Origin of the sequence: Thalassospira sp. MIT121401 (genome assembly GCF_047125595.1) — a bacterium.
Classification (GTDB): domain Bacteria; phylum Pseudomonadota; class Alphaproteobacteria; order Rhodospirillales; family Thalassospiraceae; genus Thalassospira; species Thalassospira povalilytica.
The window spans coordinates 1,874,918-1,890,412 of the sequence record NZ_CP138926.1; the positions used below are offsets into that span (position 1 = coordinate 1,874,918).

The 15,495-nt window shown below is 57.3% G+C and carries 14 protein-coding genes; 8 read left to right on the forward strand and 6 right to left on the reverse strand.

Going from position 1 to position 15,495, the window contains the following annotated elements; translation table 11 throughout:
- Window positions 1-223: 223 nt before the first annotated feature.
- Window positions 224-442, forward strand: coding sequence for a hypothetical protein (locus tag SIB88_RS08440; RefSeq protein WP_412559406.1), 219 nt, complete (start codon window positions 224-226; stop codon window positions 440-442).
- Between the two features lie 112 nt (window positions 443-554).
- Here the strand turns inward: SIB88_RS08440 and SIB88_RS08445 are convergent, their stop codons facing one another.
- Window positions 555-2,936, reverse strand: a complete 2,382-nt coding sequence (locus tag SIB88_RS08445; protein ID WP_412557854.1) for a DUF1989 domain-containing protein — start codon at window positions 2,934-2,936, stop codon at window positions 555-557.
- A 48-nt stretch (window positions 2,937-2,984) separates the two neighbouring features.
- Between SIB88_RS08445 and SIB88_RS08450 the strand changes: the two genes are divergently transcribed.
- On the forward strand, window positions 2,985-3,179 hold the full coding sequence (locus SIB88_RS08450) for a hypothetical protein (protein ID WP_412557855.1): 195 nt from the start codon (window positions 2,985-2,987) through the stop codon (window positions 3,177-3,179).
- A 168-nt stretch (window positions 3,180-3,347) separates the two neighbouring features.
- On the opposite strand, the gene SIB88_RS08455 is transcribed toward SIB88_RS08450, so the two are convergent.
- The 3 genes from SIB88_RS08455 to SIB88_RS08465 form a co-directional block, all read right to left on the reverse strand.
- On the reverse strand, window positions 3,348-3,512 hold the full coding sequence (locus tag SIB88_RS08455; protein WP_170310292.1) for a hypothetical protein: 165 nt from the start codon (window positions 3,510-3,512) through the stop codon (window positions 3,348-3,350).
- A gap of 37 nt (window positions 3,513-3,549) precedes the next feature.
- Window positions 3,550-4,896, reverse strand: coding sequence for an ammonium transporter (locus tag SIB88_RS08460; protein ID WP_068517045.1), 1,347 nt, complete (start codon window positions 4,894-4,896; stop codon window positions 3,550-3,552).
- Between the two features lie 305 nt (window positions 4,897-5,201).
- On the reverse strand, window positions 5,202-6,095 hold the full coding sequence (locus SIB88_RS08465; protein WP_412557856.1) for a GlxA family transcriptional regulator: 894 nt from the start codon (window positions 6,093-6,095) through the stop codon (window positions 5,202-5,204).
- A 421-nt stretch (window positions 6,096-6,516) separates the two neighbouring features.
- Between SIB88_RS08465 and SIB88_RS08470 the strand changes: the two genes are divergently transcribed.
- The 5 genes from SIB88_RS08470 (at window position 6,517) to SIB88_RS08490 (ending at window position 12,406) form a co-directional block, all read left to right on the forward strand.
- Window positions 6,517-7,767: a sarcosine oxidase subunit beta family protein gene (locus tag SIB88_RS08470; protein WP_412557857.1), complete on the forward strand. Its 1,251-nt coding sequence runs from the start codon at window positions 6,517-6,519 to the stop codon at window positions 7,765-7,767.
- A gap of 19 nt (window positions 7,768-7,786) precedes the next feature.
- Window positions 7,787-8,065 carry a sarcosine oxidase subunit delta gene (locus SIB88_RS08475; RefSeq protein WP_412557858.1) on the forward strand — a complete coding sequence of 93 codons (279 nt, stop codon included), beginning with the start codon at window positions 7,787-7,789 and terminating at the stop codon, window positions 8,063-8,065.
- The gene (locus SIB88_RS08480) at window positions 8,062-11,037 is read left to right on the forward strand and encodes a sarcosine oxidase subunit alpha family protein (RefSeq protein WP_412557859.1); all 2,976 of its coding nucleotides are present in this window, start codon (window positions 8,062-8,064) and stop codon (window positions 11,035-11,037) included. The genes SIB88_RS08475 and SIB88_RS08480 overlap by 4 nt, the downstream gene beginning before the upstream one ends.
- Complete coding sequence (locus SIB88_RS08485) at window positions 11,030-11,599, forward strand: sarcosine oxidase subunit gamma (protein WP_412557860.1); 570 nt, start codon at window positions 11,030-11,032, stop codon at window positions 11,597-11,599. The genes SIB88_RS08480 and SIB88_RS08485 overlap by 8 nt, the downstream gene beginning before the upstream one ends.
- Before the next feature lie 114 nt (window positions 11,600-11,713).
- Complete coding sequence (locus tag SIB88_RS08490) at window positions 11,714-12,406, forward strand: dienelactone hydrolase family protein (RefSeq protein WP_412557861.1); 693 nt, start codon at window positions 11,714-11,716, stop codon at window positions 12,404-12,406.
- A gap of 95 nt (window positions 12,407-12,501) precedes the next feature.
- Here SIB88_RS08490 and argE read toward each other — a convergent pair whose 3' ends face one another.
- Both argE and SIB88_RS08500 read right to left on the reverse strand, forming a co-directional pair.
- Window positions 12,502-13,680 carry an acetylornithine deacetylase gene (gene argE, locus SIB88_RS08495; protein WP_412557862.1) on the reverse strand — a complete coding sequence of 393 codons (1,179 nt, stop codon included), beginning with the start codon at window positions 13,678-13,680 and terminating at the stop codon, window positions 12,502-12,504.
- Window positions 13,677-14,444, reverse strand: a complete 768-nt coding sequence (locus SIB88_RS08500) for an NAD kinase (protein ID WP_068517051.1) — start codon at window positions 14,442-14,444, stop codon at window positions 13,677-13,679. The genes argE and SIB88_RS08500 overlap by 4 nt, the downstream gene beginning before the upstream one ends.
- Window positions 14,445-14,655: 211 nt before the next feature.
- On the opposite strand from SIB88_RS08500, the gene SIB88_RS08505 reads away from it, so the two are divergent.
- Window positions 14,656-15,396, forward strand: coding sequence for a TetR/AcrR family transcriptional regulator (locus SIB88_RS08505; RefSeq protein WP_068517052.1), 741 nt, complete (start codon window positions 14,656-14,658; stop codon window positions 15,394-15,396).
- Window positions 15,397-15,495: the final 99 nt, after the last annotated feature.

Sequence of the window (15,495 nt, forward strand, 5' to 3'; positions counted from 1 at the left end):
GGTAGGGCACGATTGGCGTAGGTAGCGTGAAAAGGCCAGGGCAAGATTGGCGTAGGTAGCGGGATGGAGCCAGAACGGCGGCGCCGCAGGACGGGGCTCAAGGCAGCACCAGCGCAGGCCGTGGTCCTGATGGAGCAAGGGATAGCGAGGGCAATGGGGCGCGGGTCGGCTCTGGGCTGGTGCGGGTCGGCTCTGGGCTGGGGCAGGGCGGCTCAGAGGTGGGATAGGCCGGCTCAAGGTTGGGGCAGGGCGGCTCAGAGGTGGGGCAGGCAGGCTCAAGGTTAGGGCGGGTCAGCTCAGGGCTGGGGCAGGGCGGCTCAGAGGTGGGGTAGGCCAGCTCAGGGCTGGTGCGGGCCGGCTCAGGGTTGGGGTAGGCCAGATCAGGTTGGGTGGGGCGGTGAAAGGTCTGGGAAAGCGGGGCGAGGTTGGGCGCGGGTTATGACGCCCGAGGCATCCCGACTTGGGGATCAATTGGTCGGGGGTAGGAGAGGCACGCCGGACCGGGAATTCGGGCGTGCCTTGGGGGGGATGTGGGAATGTGAGGATTCCTCGTGTTACGATCTTGGTTTGGTTTTTTCCGGGTCGTAATGCGGGAAGGCGGTGATTTTGGCGGGCAGGCGCATCATGTGTCCGTCAAGTTTGCCGATCTCGACCTCGGTGCCAAGATCGGCATGGGCGATGTCGATGCGGGCAAGGGCGATGTTTTTGCCCAGAATGGGGGATCGCATCGCGCTGGTGATCACCCCGATCTGGGCGCGGCCGATATGGACGCAATCGCCGTGGCTGGCGGCGACATTGCCATCAATCTCGATCCCGACCAGTTTGTGGGATGGATGGTCCTTGCGCCGGATCAGGGCATCGCGGCCGATAAAGTCGTCTTCCTTGGATTTCAGCGGCACGGTAAAGCCGATCCCGGCTTCGAACGGGTCGGTCTGATCGGAAAATTCGTAATCGGCAAAAATCAGCCCGGCTTCGATGCGCACCATATCAAGGGCGGCAAGCCCCATCGGAGTCAGACCATGGGGTTCACCGGCCTCCCAGATGGCATCAAAAACGGTCAGCGCATCCTTGGGATGGCACCAGATTTCATAGCCGAGTTCCCCGGTATAGCCGGTGCGCGAAACAACAACCGGTGCGCCCTTGGCATCGCCGATGCGGCCAATGGTGAATTTGAACCAGCCGACTTCATCAAGCTTGGGCTGATGGGGGGGTGTCCAGATGATATCGCGCAGGATATCGCGGCTTTTGGGGCCCTGAACGGCGATATTGTGCATCTGATCGGTCGAGGATCGGATCAGAACATGCAGGCCAAGCTTGGCGGCCTGTTCGCGCAGCCAGACGCCGCTGTAATCATCGCCGCAAATCCAGCGGAAATTGTCCTGCCCAAGACGCAGCAGGGTGCCGTCATCAATCATCCCGCCATGGGGATAGCACATGGCGGAATAGACGACCTGACCAATGCCGAGCTTTTTGACATTGCGGGTCAGGCAATGCTGCATCAGGGTTTCACTGTCGGGGCCGGTAATTTCGAATTTGCGCAGGGCCGAAAGGTCGATCACGACCGCCTTTTCGCGGCAGGCATAATATTCTTCGATCATGCCAAAGCCGGTATATTCATGCGCCAGCCAGAAGCCCTTGTAATCGACAAAGTTGCGGGTCAATTCGCCAAAACGCGGGTGAAAGGCGGTTTGTTTGGTCATTTTTGCTTCGGCCTCTGCTGTCGGGCGCCAGGCAACGGCATGGGTGAATTTCTCGGTGCTGTCATAGGCACGGATATGAATGTCGGTGGGTTTCCAGCCATTGGCCGCCGTGGTGTCATCCGGGCAGGCCGACGAAACACAGACCAGATCGGTCATGGCCCGCAAAAGCACATAATCGCCCGGACGCGACCATGGCTGATCGGCATACATCACGCCGTGATCATCAATGCCGGTATTGAAAAAGAAATTGATCGCCATCCAGCCGGGGCGCGGATCAACCCCGTGTGCGGCAAGAGCCCCGTTGAAATTATCGGTGCAGTTCACATGCCCCGGATAGCCGATATCGTCGTAATATTTCGCCGCACAAGCCATGGCAAAGGCATCATGACGCCCGCAGGTATCCTGAATAACCTCGACCAGCGGGTCCATGTCCTGATCATAGTATTTGCCATGCAGGCCGGGCATCGGATAGGCGTGACCCATCAGGGTGCGCGTGGTGGTGACATCGAGCGGGTTCTGAAGACCGCGATCAAGTTTGCGCGCATCAAAGCACTGAAAATCGGTGCATTGCCGCCCGTCAACATCAAGGATCTGGATATAGTCACCGGCCCTGATTTCATAGGCGCGCGCGGTGGCCGCATGAATGCGCAGATCAAGCGTCGGATCGGCCAGCGGATCGGGCAGGGCAAAGCTGTATGTATCGTGATGATGGGCACGGTCAATGGTCACAATCACCGGGCTTGCAGTGTTGTGGGCATCGATCTGCATGATCGGGGCCGGGGTGGCGACAATGACAAAGCCGTCAAACTGGGCGCACAGCACCACCGTATCACCGGCCGGACTGGCATTGCCAAACATCCGCAAGGCCAGGCATTCATCAAGATTGACGTCGCGCCGTTTAAGGGTGCGGGCAAAGCGCGCCAGACTGTCATCAAAGGGATTGCTTAAAAGGTCAATCAGACCGCGCGGTTTGCCGTGCGGCAGATATTCAAAAATCGATGGCAGCGACTTTCCCGACGGATCAAGGCCGATCAGTTCGACCGTCTGCATGCCTTCGCTGTTGGTCAGCGACAGCTGATCGCCTTCGCGCACCGCAATCAGTGCGGCACCGCGTCCGGGAACCTCGTAACGTTCAATATTGCGCGCCATTGCGGTGCGTCCGGCATTAAGAATGCGGCTGGGACGTCCGGCGCGCACGGCATGCGCAGATGACTGGGGATGTGAAAGCGCGATCATTGTGGCCTCTGCGGTGAATGATCTGTGCAGATGCAAGGCAGCGATAACATGGGTGACTTGCGCGGGACCGGATGGCAGGCACATGTGCCAGTCGGGTCGGTTGGCATTTATCGTCCGGCAGATGCCGGGGCAGCATTCAGGTCAGGATCGAAGGCCAGAACCAAGGGCAAGGCCAGAGCAAAGGCCGGGGTGACGGTCGCCACAGGAACCGGGATCAGAACCAGAACCAGAACCGGGACCTGAACCGGGGCCAGAGCCGGAGCCGGAGCCGAAGCCGGAGCCGGAGCTGCAACCAGAACCCTTGAAAGGCCAGTTTTGAGGCTGGCCTTTCAGAGTGGTCATGATGGGATGCATCACCGGGTGCAGTTGGGTTCAGGGCAGGCTGGTGATGCACCCCGTCAATGTCAAAGATTACATGTCTTTGTAAGCTTTGTTCTCGTGGCTGGCCATCGAGGCGATGGTCCAGATGCACACGCCAATACCGACCAGCGTGAACAGAACGAGAAGGGCCGGTTTGTCGGCAAAGGTGAAATAGGCCTCTGCGCCTTCCCAGCTGGTAATCGGAGCTGTGTTCATTTTACAGTTTCCTTATCTGGATTGATCAGAAACGAACTTACTCGGCCGGGGTCGGCGAGGTCGGGTCGTTGGTGAATGCCGCCGGAACAGAGCTTTCCGGATAGGCGCTGACCGGAACTTCGGCCTTGTCGAGACCGGCAAGTTCAGCCTTGTCGGTAACGCGCAGCAGGCCAACCATCTTCAGAACGAAGGACAGGGCATAGCCCGGTACGAAACCAAGGATCATGAAGACAACGGCACTGGACAGCTGACCAACGAACGAGATTTCCGGACCGGCAACGTTCGGGTAACCCGACGCAAAGATGCCAGCCATAACAAGACCCCAGACACCACCAAAGCCGTGAACGGCGACCGCGCCAACCGCGTCGTCGATCTTGAACTTGCCAACGAGGATGTCGTTGAGTTTCGGCATGATGCAACCGCCGCCGAAGCTGACAAGGAAAGCGAGCCCCGGATAGTAGAGATCAAGTGCCGGTGCAGACGAGATCACACCGATCAGCGCACCCGACATCATCCAGAACGGATCGCGGGTCACGAGATACGCACCGATCATGCCGCCAGCAACGCCCATCAGGGTGTTGAATGCGAATGCCGACAGGGTTGCCGGGGTGTTGTAGATGGTCATCCAAGTGTCGCCGGTATAGATGATGCAACCGCCGAGGAAGCCGAAGAAGCCCATGACGATCAGCATCAGACCGATCAGCGACATCGGCATGTTGTGGCCGTCAATATTGTTGACCGAGCCATCCGCATTGAAGCGGCCGATACGCGGACCAAGATTGATCAGCACACCCAGGGTGAAGAAGCCGGCAATGGTGTGAACGGCACCCGCCGCACCAACGTCATGCAGGCCCCATTCGGTGGTCAGCCAACCGTCCGGATGCCAGCCCCAGGAAGCGCCGAAGACCCAGACAACCGCGCCCAGGAACAGGGCAAGAATGGTAAAGCCGGAAATACGGATACGTTCAATGACGGAACCCGACATGATCGAGGCGGTGGTCGCCGCGAACAGGGTGAAGGCCGCATAGAAGATGCCTGACGCGTTATCGGTCAGGTTCGGACCCATATTTGCACTCCAGGGCAGGCCGGCTTCGGAGCCGTCAGCGATGCTGAAGCCTGTCGGAAATGCCAGATAGATCCACCAGCCGACATAATAGAATGCCGGAATAAGGAAAGCGAACGCGATCAGGTTTTTCATACCCGATGCCAGCGCGTTCTTTGCGCGCGATGCACCCATTTCATAGGCAAGGAAGCCTGCGTGGATGGCAAGCATCAGTGCTGTACACCACCAATAGAAAACTTCGGAATTGATGGTCGTTGCCATGCTGAGCGATGACTCAAGGCTATCGAGCCTCGCCATCAACTCCGGTACGGATTGTTCCATTTTAGTCTCTCCATCACATAATGCCCCCCGATGGACATTCCTTTTATTAAAAATCAATTCCCTATAGTGAACAAGTTCAAATGTGTTTTTTATTGTGCGTTGCAAAAAATATAATAAAAACAATTAGATAATAAAAATACGATATCCGTCGCAGGATAAATGTTTAAAAAATAGTCGTTGAAAAATGATGCATATCAAATATGCAGACTCGTGGAATCGTGCCGATTCTATCGAAGTCGCGTGCAGGGGAATGCACCCCTCGGTTGGATAGGGGGCCTTGCCGAACGGGGGATGGGGCGGAATGGTCAGTCGCCACGTGCCATGCTGGGCGTGACACCATAGGTTGCCTTGTAGCTGCGCGAGAAATGGCTGCTATTGGAAAAACCGGTGGCAAAGGCGATTTCGGAAATGGTCAGCGCACTTTGGGTCAGAAGCCGGTTGGCATGGTCCAGACGCACCTGGCGATAGGTTTCAAGAAACGATTTTCCGAGATGCTGATCAAACAGGCGGTCAAGCTGACGGGTCGACAGGCGGGCGAAACGCGCCATTTCTTCGCGGGATTTGGGGTCTTCGATGGTGGTTTCCATCTTTTCGAGAACCCGCAACAGTCCCGGATGATGCACGTTATAGCGTTCGGCAAGCGATGCGCGTTGTGACCCGGTTGATGTGCCGACCTGGGTATGGAGAAACCAGTCCGACACCCGGGTTGCGAAATCCGACCCCAGATGTTGCGCGATCATGGCATGCATCATATCAAGCGGTGCGACCCCGCCGCCGCATGTGATGCGATCACCATCAATGACAAAGCGGGCGCGTTTTGGTTCCAGATCGGGAAAGGCTTCGATCAAAGCCGGGGCATGTTCCCAGTGGATGGTGAATTGCCGTTGTCCCAGAAGCCCGGCAGCGGCCAGAACATAGGCCCCGCTTGAAATGCCGCCCATCCGCACCCCCCAGCGTGCGAGTTTGCGAAGACCGGGCAACATGCCCGGTGCCTGCCATTGTGAGGGGTGGCCGCCGGCACAGACAAACAGGCTGTGCAGGCTGGTCGGGGCCTGGGCCAGCGGCGTGGTCGGCACCATGGTCCCGGTCGATGACAGCACATTGCCGCCGGTCGCCGAATAATTGAGGATCTTATAGACCGGACGCCCGGCCAGAAGATTGGCCGCACGTAGCGGTTCAATCGCCGAGGCATAGGACATCAGCGCAAAATCCGGCAGCAGAAAAAAGCCGATATGTTGCGGGGCCGGGAATGCAGTCGGACCGGCAGGGGCGTTGGAATGGGCATCAGACCTGGATGAGGATGGTTTGGCAGACTGGCCGGAATTGGCTGACAGGTAGGCAGTCCGGGTGAGCGGGGAGGCCGGGTTGGGATTGGCGCCGGTTTGCGTTTGCGTGTCCTCGTCCCTGTCTCTGTCCCTGTCCCTGTCTCTGTCTCTGTGCGTATCCCTGAGCTTTTCCCTGTCCGTGCCTGATGTCATCGCATGCCCCTGATCGTGCATTTGGCGGCATCGGATGTGATGTCCCAAATATGTTATTAGATGTCCTTTTTAGACAAGCTGGAAATTGTGGCTCTGTCAAGATCGGCTGGTACCCGTTGCGGGCAACAGCGAAAGATCAAAGATGCGTTATTCAGCCCTGTCACTGCTTGGCAATGCTTTTTCCAAGAACAAGAACTGGAAACCGGCCTGGCGCAATCCGGACCCGAAACCCCGTTATGATGTGATCATCATTGGTGGTGGCGGACATGGATTGGCGACGGCCTATTACCTGTCCAAGGTGTTTGGTGTCCGCAATGTTGCGGTTCTTGAAAAGGGCTATCTGGGATCAGGGAATATCGGGCGTAACACGACGATCATCCGGTCGAATTACCTGCTGGAAGGCAATAACCCGTTCTATGAATTCTCGATGAAGCTGTGGGAAGGGCTGGAACAGGATTTCAATTTCAACGCCATGGTGTCCCAGCGCGGGGTGATCAATCTGTATCATTCCGATGCCCAGCGCGATGCCTATACCCGGCGTGGCAATGCCATGCGCTTGCATGGGGTTGATGCAGACCTTCTTGATCGTGATCAGGTGCGTGAAAAGCTGCCATTTCTGGATTACGACAATGCGCGTTTCCCGATCATGGGCGGTTTGATGCAGGCGCGTGGTGGCACGGTGCGTCATGATGCGGTGGCCTGGGGCTTTGCCCGTGGTGCCGATCAGAACGGTGTCGATATCATCCAGAATTGCGAGGTCACGGGGATTGACCGCGATGGTGATCAGATCACGGGCGTTCAAACCACACGCGGGGCGATCAAGTGCGGCAAGCTTGCGATGGCGGTGGCGGGCAGTTCAAGCCATGTCGCAAGGATGGTCGATATGCGTCTTCCGATTGAAAGCCACGCGCTTCAGGCGTTTGTGTCCGAGGGGTTGAAGCCGTTTATCGATACGGTCGTCACATTCGGGGCCGGGCATTTTTATGTGTCGCAATCCGATAAGGGCGGGCTTGTGTTTGGCGGGGATATCGAAGGGTATAATTCCTATGCCCAGCGCGGCAACCTTGCCTGTGTCGAACATGTGGCCGAGGCCGGAATGGCGATGATCCCGGCATTGTCGCGGGTGCGTATTCTGCGCAGTTGGGGCGGGATCATGGATATGAGCATGGATGGATCGCCGATCATGGATCGGACCCATCTTTCCAACCTCTATTTCAATGGTGGCTGGTGTTATGGCGGGTTCAAGGCGACCCCGGCATCGGGATATTGCTTTGCCCATTTGCTGGCAACCGATACCCCGCATGAAACCGCGACCGCATTTCGCATGGACCGGTTTGCACGCGGTTATCTGCTTGATGAAAAGGGCGTTGGTGCCCAGGCCAACCTGCACTAAGCCGCAAAGGAATTTGGAAATGAGCAGTCTTGTCAAATGTCCCCATTGCGGTCTTCGCCCCCGTGAGGAATTTACCATCCGTGGCGAAGTGCCAACCCCGCGCCCAGCCGCCGGTGCCAATGAAAGCGTGTGGTTTGATCATGTCTATCTGCGCGACAACCCGCGCGGGCAGCATCGGGAATATTGGCACCATTCGGGCGGGTGCCGTCGCTGGCTGGTGCTTGATCGCAACACGGTGACCCATGAAACCGGTGATGTGGTCGAAGCCAGTACCCTGAAATCGGAGGGCCGGGCATGACCAGTTTCCGGATTGATGGCGGTACGCTGATTGACCGTGATGATGTGCGTGAATTCACCTTTAACGGTGAGAAACTTCGCGGTTTTGGCGGGGATACGGTTGCATCGGCCCTGCTTGCCAATGGCAAACAACTGGTCGGGCGCAGTTTCAAATATCACCGCCCGCGCGGCATCCTGACTGCCGGGGCGGCAGAACCCAATGCACTTTTGACCATCGGGCGCGATGGGCGGCGTGATCCCAACACGCGGGCGACCATGGCGGAACTGTTTGACGGGCTGGAAGCGCGATCACAGAATTGCTGGCCGAATGTGGATTTTGATATCGGGGCGATGAATGGTCTTTTGGGGCCGTTGCTGGGTGCCGGGTTCTATTACAAGACATTCATGTGGCCCGCGGCATTCTGGGAAAAGGTTTATGAACCGCTGATCCGCAAGGCGGCCGGTCTTGGCCGGGCAAGCTATGATCCCGATCCGGGGTCTTATGAAAAATGCTGGGCGCATTGTGATGTTCTGGTGATCGGGGCCGGTCCGGCCGGACTTGCCGCGGCACTGACCGCCGGACGAGCAGGGGCACGGGTGATCATTGCCGATGAAGGCGCGCAGCTTGGCGGCGGGATGCTGGCCGAAGGCGGGATGATCGGCAACAAACCCGCCGATGCGGTTCTGGCCGATATGGTGGGGGAATTGCATGCCCTGCCCAATGTCGAGGTGAAAAAACGCACCACTGTTTTCGGGGCCTATGACGATCAGGTCTTTGCCGCGGTTGAACGGGTGCAAAAGCATCTGTCTGACGCGGCGATCAATCCCGACCGGGCGATGGAACGGCTTTGGCGGATTGTTGCCAAGCAGGTCATTCTGGCCACCGGGGCCGAGGAACGCCCGATTGTGTTTGGCGGCAATGACCGGCCCGGCGTGATGACGGCGGGGGCGATGCGCACCTACCTGAATGCGTTTGGTGTCGCACCGGGCAAGCGGGTTGCGCTTTTTGCCAATAACAATCAGGCCTATCAGACGGCGATGGACCTTGAGGCAAGGGGGATCGAGGTTGCGGCGATCATTGATCCGCGCAAATGCCCCGATATTGATTATGACGGCAAGGCACGGTTGATTGCAGGGGCCATGGTCCGTGATACGGCGGGGCGCAAGGCGATCAAATCAATTGCCGTGCGTCATGATGATGGCCGCGATGAAGTGATTGCGGTTGATGCGCTGGCGGTTTCGGGCGGTTATAGCCCGATTGTGCATCTGGCCTGTCATCGCGGGGCAAGGCCGGTCTGGTCGGATGAGCATGTCGGTTTCATGCCGCCCGAAAATTGCGATGGTATGGTGCCCGCCGGGGCGGTTGCCGGAAAGGCCGGGATCGCATCGTGCTTTGTCGCCGGGGCGACGGCCGCGGTTTCGGTGTTGAATGCGCTTGGATTAAATGCCGCGCCAGCAGGTTTGCCCGATACAGAAAAAGCCGATGATATCGCGCAGGGTACGGTTGCGATCTGGTCGGTGCCACCCAGCAAGGGCAAGGCATTTGTTGATTATCAGAACGATGTGACGGCGGGTGATATCAATCTTGCGATGCGCGAAGGATATGATCACGTCGAACTTGCCAAGCGCTATACCACCAACGGCATGGCGACCGATCAGGGCAAGACATCGAATGTCAATGCGATTGGCATTCTTGCCCAAAACAAGGGGGTATCGCCCGGTGCGATCGGCACCACGACATTCCGCCCGTTTTATACGCCGGTGTCGTTTGGCGCCCTTGTCGGGGCATCAAAGGGGTTTGAATTCCAGCCGGTGCGCAAATCGCCGCTGCATGGCTGGGCCGAACGCAACGGGGCGAAATTTGTTGAAACCGGGCTTTGGTACAGATCAAGCTGGTTCCCGAAAGACGGCGAGACATTCTGGCGCGACAGTGTCGATCGCGAAGTCATGAATGTGCGCGAAAATGTCGGGATTTGCGATGTTTCGACCCTTGGCAAGATCGAGATTTTTGGTGCGGATGCGGCAGAATTCCTGAACCGGGTTTATTGCAATGCGTTCCTGAAATTGCCGGTGGGCAAGGCGCGCTATGGCATCATGCTGCGCGAGGATGGCTTTGTGTATGATGACGGCACGACCAGTTGTTTGGCCGAAAATCATTACTTCATGACCACCACAACCGCCCTTGCCGCGGGGGTTTTGACCCATCTTGAGTTTTGTGCGCAGGTTTTGTGGCCCGATCTTGATGTGCGTCTGGCATCGGCGACCGATCAATGGGCGCAGATGGCCATTGCCGGGCCAAGGGCGCGTGATGTTCTGGCCAAAATCATTGATGACGATATTTCAAATGATGCCTTCCCGTTCCTGGCAGCCCGTGACGTTTCGATGTTTGGCGGGCGGTTGACCGGGCGGTTGTTCCGAATATCGTTTTCGGGCGAGCTTGCCTATGAAATTGCGGTTCCGGCCGGATATGGCGAAAGCGTTGCCGATGCCATCATGGTGGCGGGCAAGGAATTTGGTATTGCGCCCTATGGCACCGAGGCGCTTGGCGTCATGCGGATTGAAAAGGGCCATGTCACCCATGCCGAGATCAATGGCACTGTGACGCCGGCCGATCTTGGCATGGGGCGGATGGTGTCAGTCAAAAAGGATGATTTCATTGGTCGGGTGATGAATATGCGCGAAGGGCTCAAGGACCCGATGCGCCCGGCACTTGTCGGGATCAAGCCGAAATCACCGGCGGATAAATTCGCCACCGGGTCGCATATCCTGAAAATCGGGGATGCGGTCAGCCTTGCCAATGATCAGGGCTATGTGACGTCGATGTGTTATTCGCCAAACCTTGGTCATGCGATTGGCCTGGCGCTGGTGAAAGGCGGGCCGGAACGGTATGGCGAAGAAGTCGTCATCTGGAACGGTCTGGCCGGGACCAGCATTACCGGCATCCTGTGCAATCCGGCCTTTGTCGATCCAGAGAATGAGAAGCTCCATGCGTGATTTTCCGTTAAATAACGTATCGCCCTTTGCCACCATGCCGGACGGGCAGGCGCATGGCGCCATCCATATTGCGCCGGTCAGGACGGGCTTTGTCTTTCATGTTCTGGGGCAGGCGACAGGAACAATCGATCAACCCCGTCAGCAGCAGCTTCAAAAGGTGCTGGATGCGATTGCGCCGGATCTGGGCGGGGAGCTTCGGGTATTATCGCCCGGTCAGTGGTTCTGGGTCGGGGAAAATGATGTGTCGCAAGGCCGGTTTGGCGAAATCGCCGGGCAGCTTCCGGGCGAATTTGCCCTTTCGGATCAGACCCATGGCCGGGTGCGGTTGCGCGTTACGGGGGCGCGGGTATGTGATGTTCTGGCCAAGGGGGTGATGATTGACCTTGATGAAGGTATCTTTGGCATCGGGCAATCGGCGATGACCCAGATCGGGCATATCGGGGCGATGGTCACGCGCCTTGATCGCGACAGTTTTGAAATCACGGTCCTGCGCAGCTTTGCCGACAGCCTGTGGCACGAGCTTCATCACATGGCAGCCGAATTCAACGGGCCGCATTCCTGAAACGCGGTGGTGTATACATCGATGAAGCCGGTTTTTTGATCCTGTGACCTTGTGATGTCACAATCAGGGCATAACTGATTGGGCACAAAGATCAAAACAAGGAGGTTGATTGCGATGACAAAGCTTGCTGTGAGCACCCCGGACGGGAATTTCGAGGCCTATGTGGCGATGCCGGCGAAACTTCCGGCACCGGTTGTTGTGGTGATCCAGGAAATTTTTGGCGTCAATGCGGTGATGCGCGGCATTGCCGATGATTATGCCAAGCAGGGCTATATCGCGGTATGTCCGGACCTGTTCTGGCGGATCGAGCCGGGGATTGATATCACCGATCAGACCGAAGAAGAATGGAAGCAGGCATTCGGCTATTATCAGGCATTTGACGTCGACAAGGGCGTTGAAGACATTGCCGCGACCATGAAGGCCGCGCGCGGTATCGATGGGGCCAATGGCAAGGTCGGGGTTGTTGGTTTCTGCCTTGGCGGATTGCTGACCTTCCTGTCGGCCACGCGGACCGATGGCGATGCCTTTGCCGCCTATTATGGCGGTGGCATGAATAATTACATGAACGAGGCCGATAACATCAAAAAGCCGCTGATCGTGCATCTGGCGGGCAATGATGAATATATCCCGGCCGAGGCCCAGGACGTGATCAAGGAAGCACTTGGCGATCATCCGCTGACCGAGCTTCATATCTATCCGGGGCGCGATCACGCCTTTGCGCGCAAGGGCGGGGCCCATTATGACGAAGCCGATGCCAATACGGCAAATGCGCGCACTGCGGAATTCTTTGAAGCCAATCTGGTTTGATTCAGCAATAATGTGCCAAACGACAAAGGGCTGCGAATTTCGCAGCCCTTTTTGTATTTGTGCGGTGATCTGTATATTGGCGGTGACTGGGCCGGTTACTTGACCAGAACGGCCAGCAATTTATCGAGAAACACTTCGCAGCGGCCCAACTGATCAAGTTCGATGAACTCGTCTGGTTTGTGGGCCTGTTCGATATTGCCCGGGCCGCAGACCACGGTCGGAATATCACCCATGGCGGAAAAGACGCCGGCTTCTGTGCCGAAGCTGACCTTGCCCGTCGTGTTGGCACCGGTCAGCGCCATGACCAGTTTGGTAACTTCCTCGTCATCGCCGGTGGCAAGACCGGGCATGTCGGAAATGACTTCGATCTCGACCCCGACATCGTCATAGGTTTCACGCATTTCCGGGATCAGGACTGTATCGAGATAATCGAAAATCCTGGCCTTGAGCGCGTCGCGATCATCATTGGGCAGATTGCGGAATTCAAAATCGACAAAGCAGTTTTGCGGAATGATGTTCAGCTGGGTGCCGCCCTTGATCACGCCGGTATGGAAGGTGGTGTGATTGGGGGTGAATTCATCGTCATGCGGGCCTTCATCGCGGCATTGACGGCCGAGCTTGCGCAGGAAGACCACAAATTCCGAGGCGAACTCAACAGCGTTAACACCTTCGCCCGGAAGCGACGAATGCCCCGACCGGCCGGTGAAATGGGCACGGGCGGAATATTTGCCTTTGTGCTGGGTGATGACCTTCATCTCGGTCGGTTCACCAACGATGCACATGGCGGGTTTGTGGGGCAGGTTGTTGATCGCCTCGACCAGGCTTGGCACGCCAAGGCATCCGACTTCCTCGTCATAGGTGAAGGCCAGATGGATCGGCACGCGCAGATCGGCGTTTTTGAAAGTTTCGGCCTTGGCCAGCAAGCAGGCGAGGAACCCCTTCATATCGCATGATCCGCGGCCATAAAGTTTGCCGTCGCGGATATCGATGTCATAGGGATCGGATGCCCAGTTCTGGCCTTCGGTCGGGACCACGTCACTGTGACCTGACAGAATGACGCCGCCATTCACGGCCGGACCGATGGTGGCATACAGATTGGCCTTGGTGTTGCTGTCATCGCGAACAACAAGGGTTTCATAGCCCAGCCCGTCGAGGAAGGCTTTGACTTCTTCGATCAGGGCCATGTTCGGGGTCATGCTGACCGACGGGTGGGCAATCAGTTTGCGGCACCAGTCGATGGTGTCTTGTGACGGTGCAAGTGCGGCGGTGGTCATTCGACGAATTGTTCCTTAAGGATACGCTCTTCGAGGTTATGTTCGGGATCAAACAGCAATTTGATCTTCATGTTGCGATCTTCGCGGATCTTCACATGGGACACATCGCGGACCTCGGTATAGTCGGCCACGGCAGAAACCGGGCGTTTTTCCGGGTTTTCGATGGTAAAGACAACTTCGGCCCCGTGCGGCAGCAACGCCCCGCGCCAGCGACGCGGGCGAAACGGGCTTATGGGTGTCAGGGCCAGCAAACCACTGCCCATCGGCAGGATCGGACCATGGGCCGAGAGGTTATAGGCCGTGCTGCCCGCAGGGGTGCAGACAAGTGCGCCATCACAAACCAGTTCGGCCAGACGTTCAACCCCGTCGACCTTGATGCGCAATTTGGCGGCCTGACGGGTTTCACGCAAAAGGGAAACTTCGTTGATCGCAAGCGCGCACATGCTTTCGCCGGAAACCGTGTGGGCTTCCATCTGAAGGGGGTGAAGTTCGACGGTCTGGGCTTCGGTGATGCGGTCAATCAGATCCATCTCGCGGAATTCATTCATCAGAAAACCGACCGTGCCGCGGTTCATGCCATAGATCGGAACTTTCCGGCCCATATAGCGGTGCAGGGTTTCAAGCATGAAGCCGTCCCCGCCAAGGGCGACAATCACATCGGCCTTGTCGGGCGCAATGTGGCCATAACGATGTTTCAGCCGATACATCGCATCCTGTGCGATTTTGGTCTCGGCCGCGACAAAGGCGATGGAATCAAGCTGCATCTGCATGTCCGACGGGTAATTGGGGCGCGCCCATAAACGAGCATTTCCAACAATAGAGTATGCTTTGCATTGAATTGCAAGGGGCTGCGTCATCGATCATGTCACACAGTGCACGCAATATACAGGTAGTCAGGTTGACCAGTGCGCGAAAAGAGAGGAACCTGAAACTTATCAATAATTTCGTTTCAGCAGTCATTTTCAGATTGGCGCAATGACCAAAGAACCATTCAGCATCACAGCGGCACTTTCGCGGATCACCCGTGCGGATGATCAATATGATGACGGGACGCTTGAGGTGGATGAAAGCATGGAGGTCGACGCGCTGTCAGAAGGCGCACTTGTGCCCAAGCGGGTGCGCGATCCCGATCTGACCCGTCAGAAACTTCTTGATGCGGCGTTTGGCGAAATCCGCCGGGCCGGTTTTGGCGGGGCATCGATTGCCAATATCCTGGATGTCAGCGGCTGTACCAAAGGGGCGCTGTATCATCATTTTTCCGGCAAGGCCAAACTGGTCAATGCGGTGATCGAGGAATGCCTGCCGGGCTATGTCGATCAGGTATGGCTTGCCGAACTTGAAGATGTGGATGATATCCTGCCGGTCATGATGGGGCAGGTCGACCGTCTTGGCCGTCATGATGCGCCCGAACTGCTTGAAGGCGGCTGCCCGCTGGCACGGTTGGCATCGGGGGCAGGCGAACTTGACGAAGGATTGCGCAAACGGATTGACGGTGTTTACCGCTATTGGCGACGTGGCCTGGCATCGCAGATCGGCAAGGCGCAATTCAACAAAACCGTGCGGACCGATATCGAACCATCGGCGGTGGCGGAATTTGTCATCGCGTCCCTGCACGGGTTTTTGACCCGTCCGCCAGCCTTGCGCACCCGGGAAACCCAGGATGCCTTTGCCCGCGAGTTTGCCCGTTATCTGAATAACCTGCGCCCGGTAGCCTAGAACAATCTGTTTGGAATATCCCGGCCCCGCACGGTTCGGTTTGGCGATGTTTTACGGCGCTCTATCGCTTGAACGGTGCCCCGCATCACCCTTGCGCGC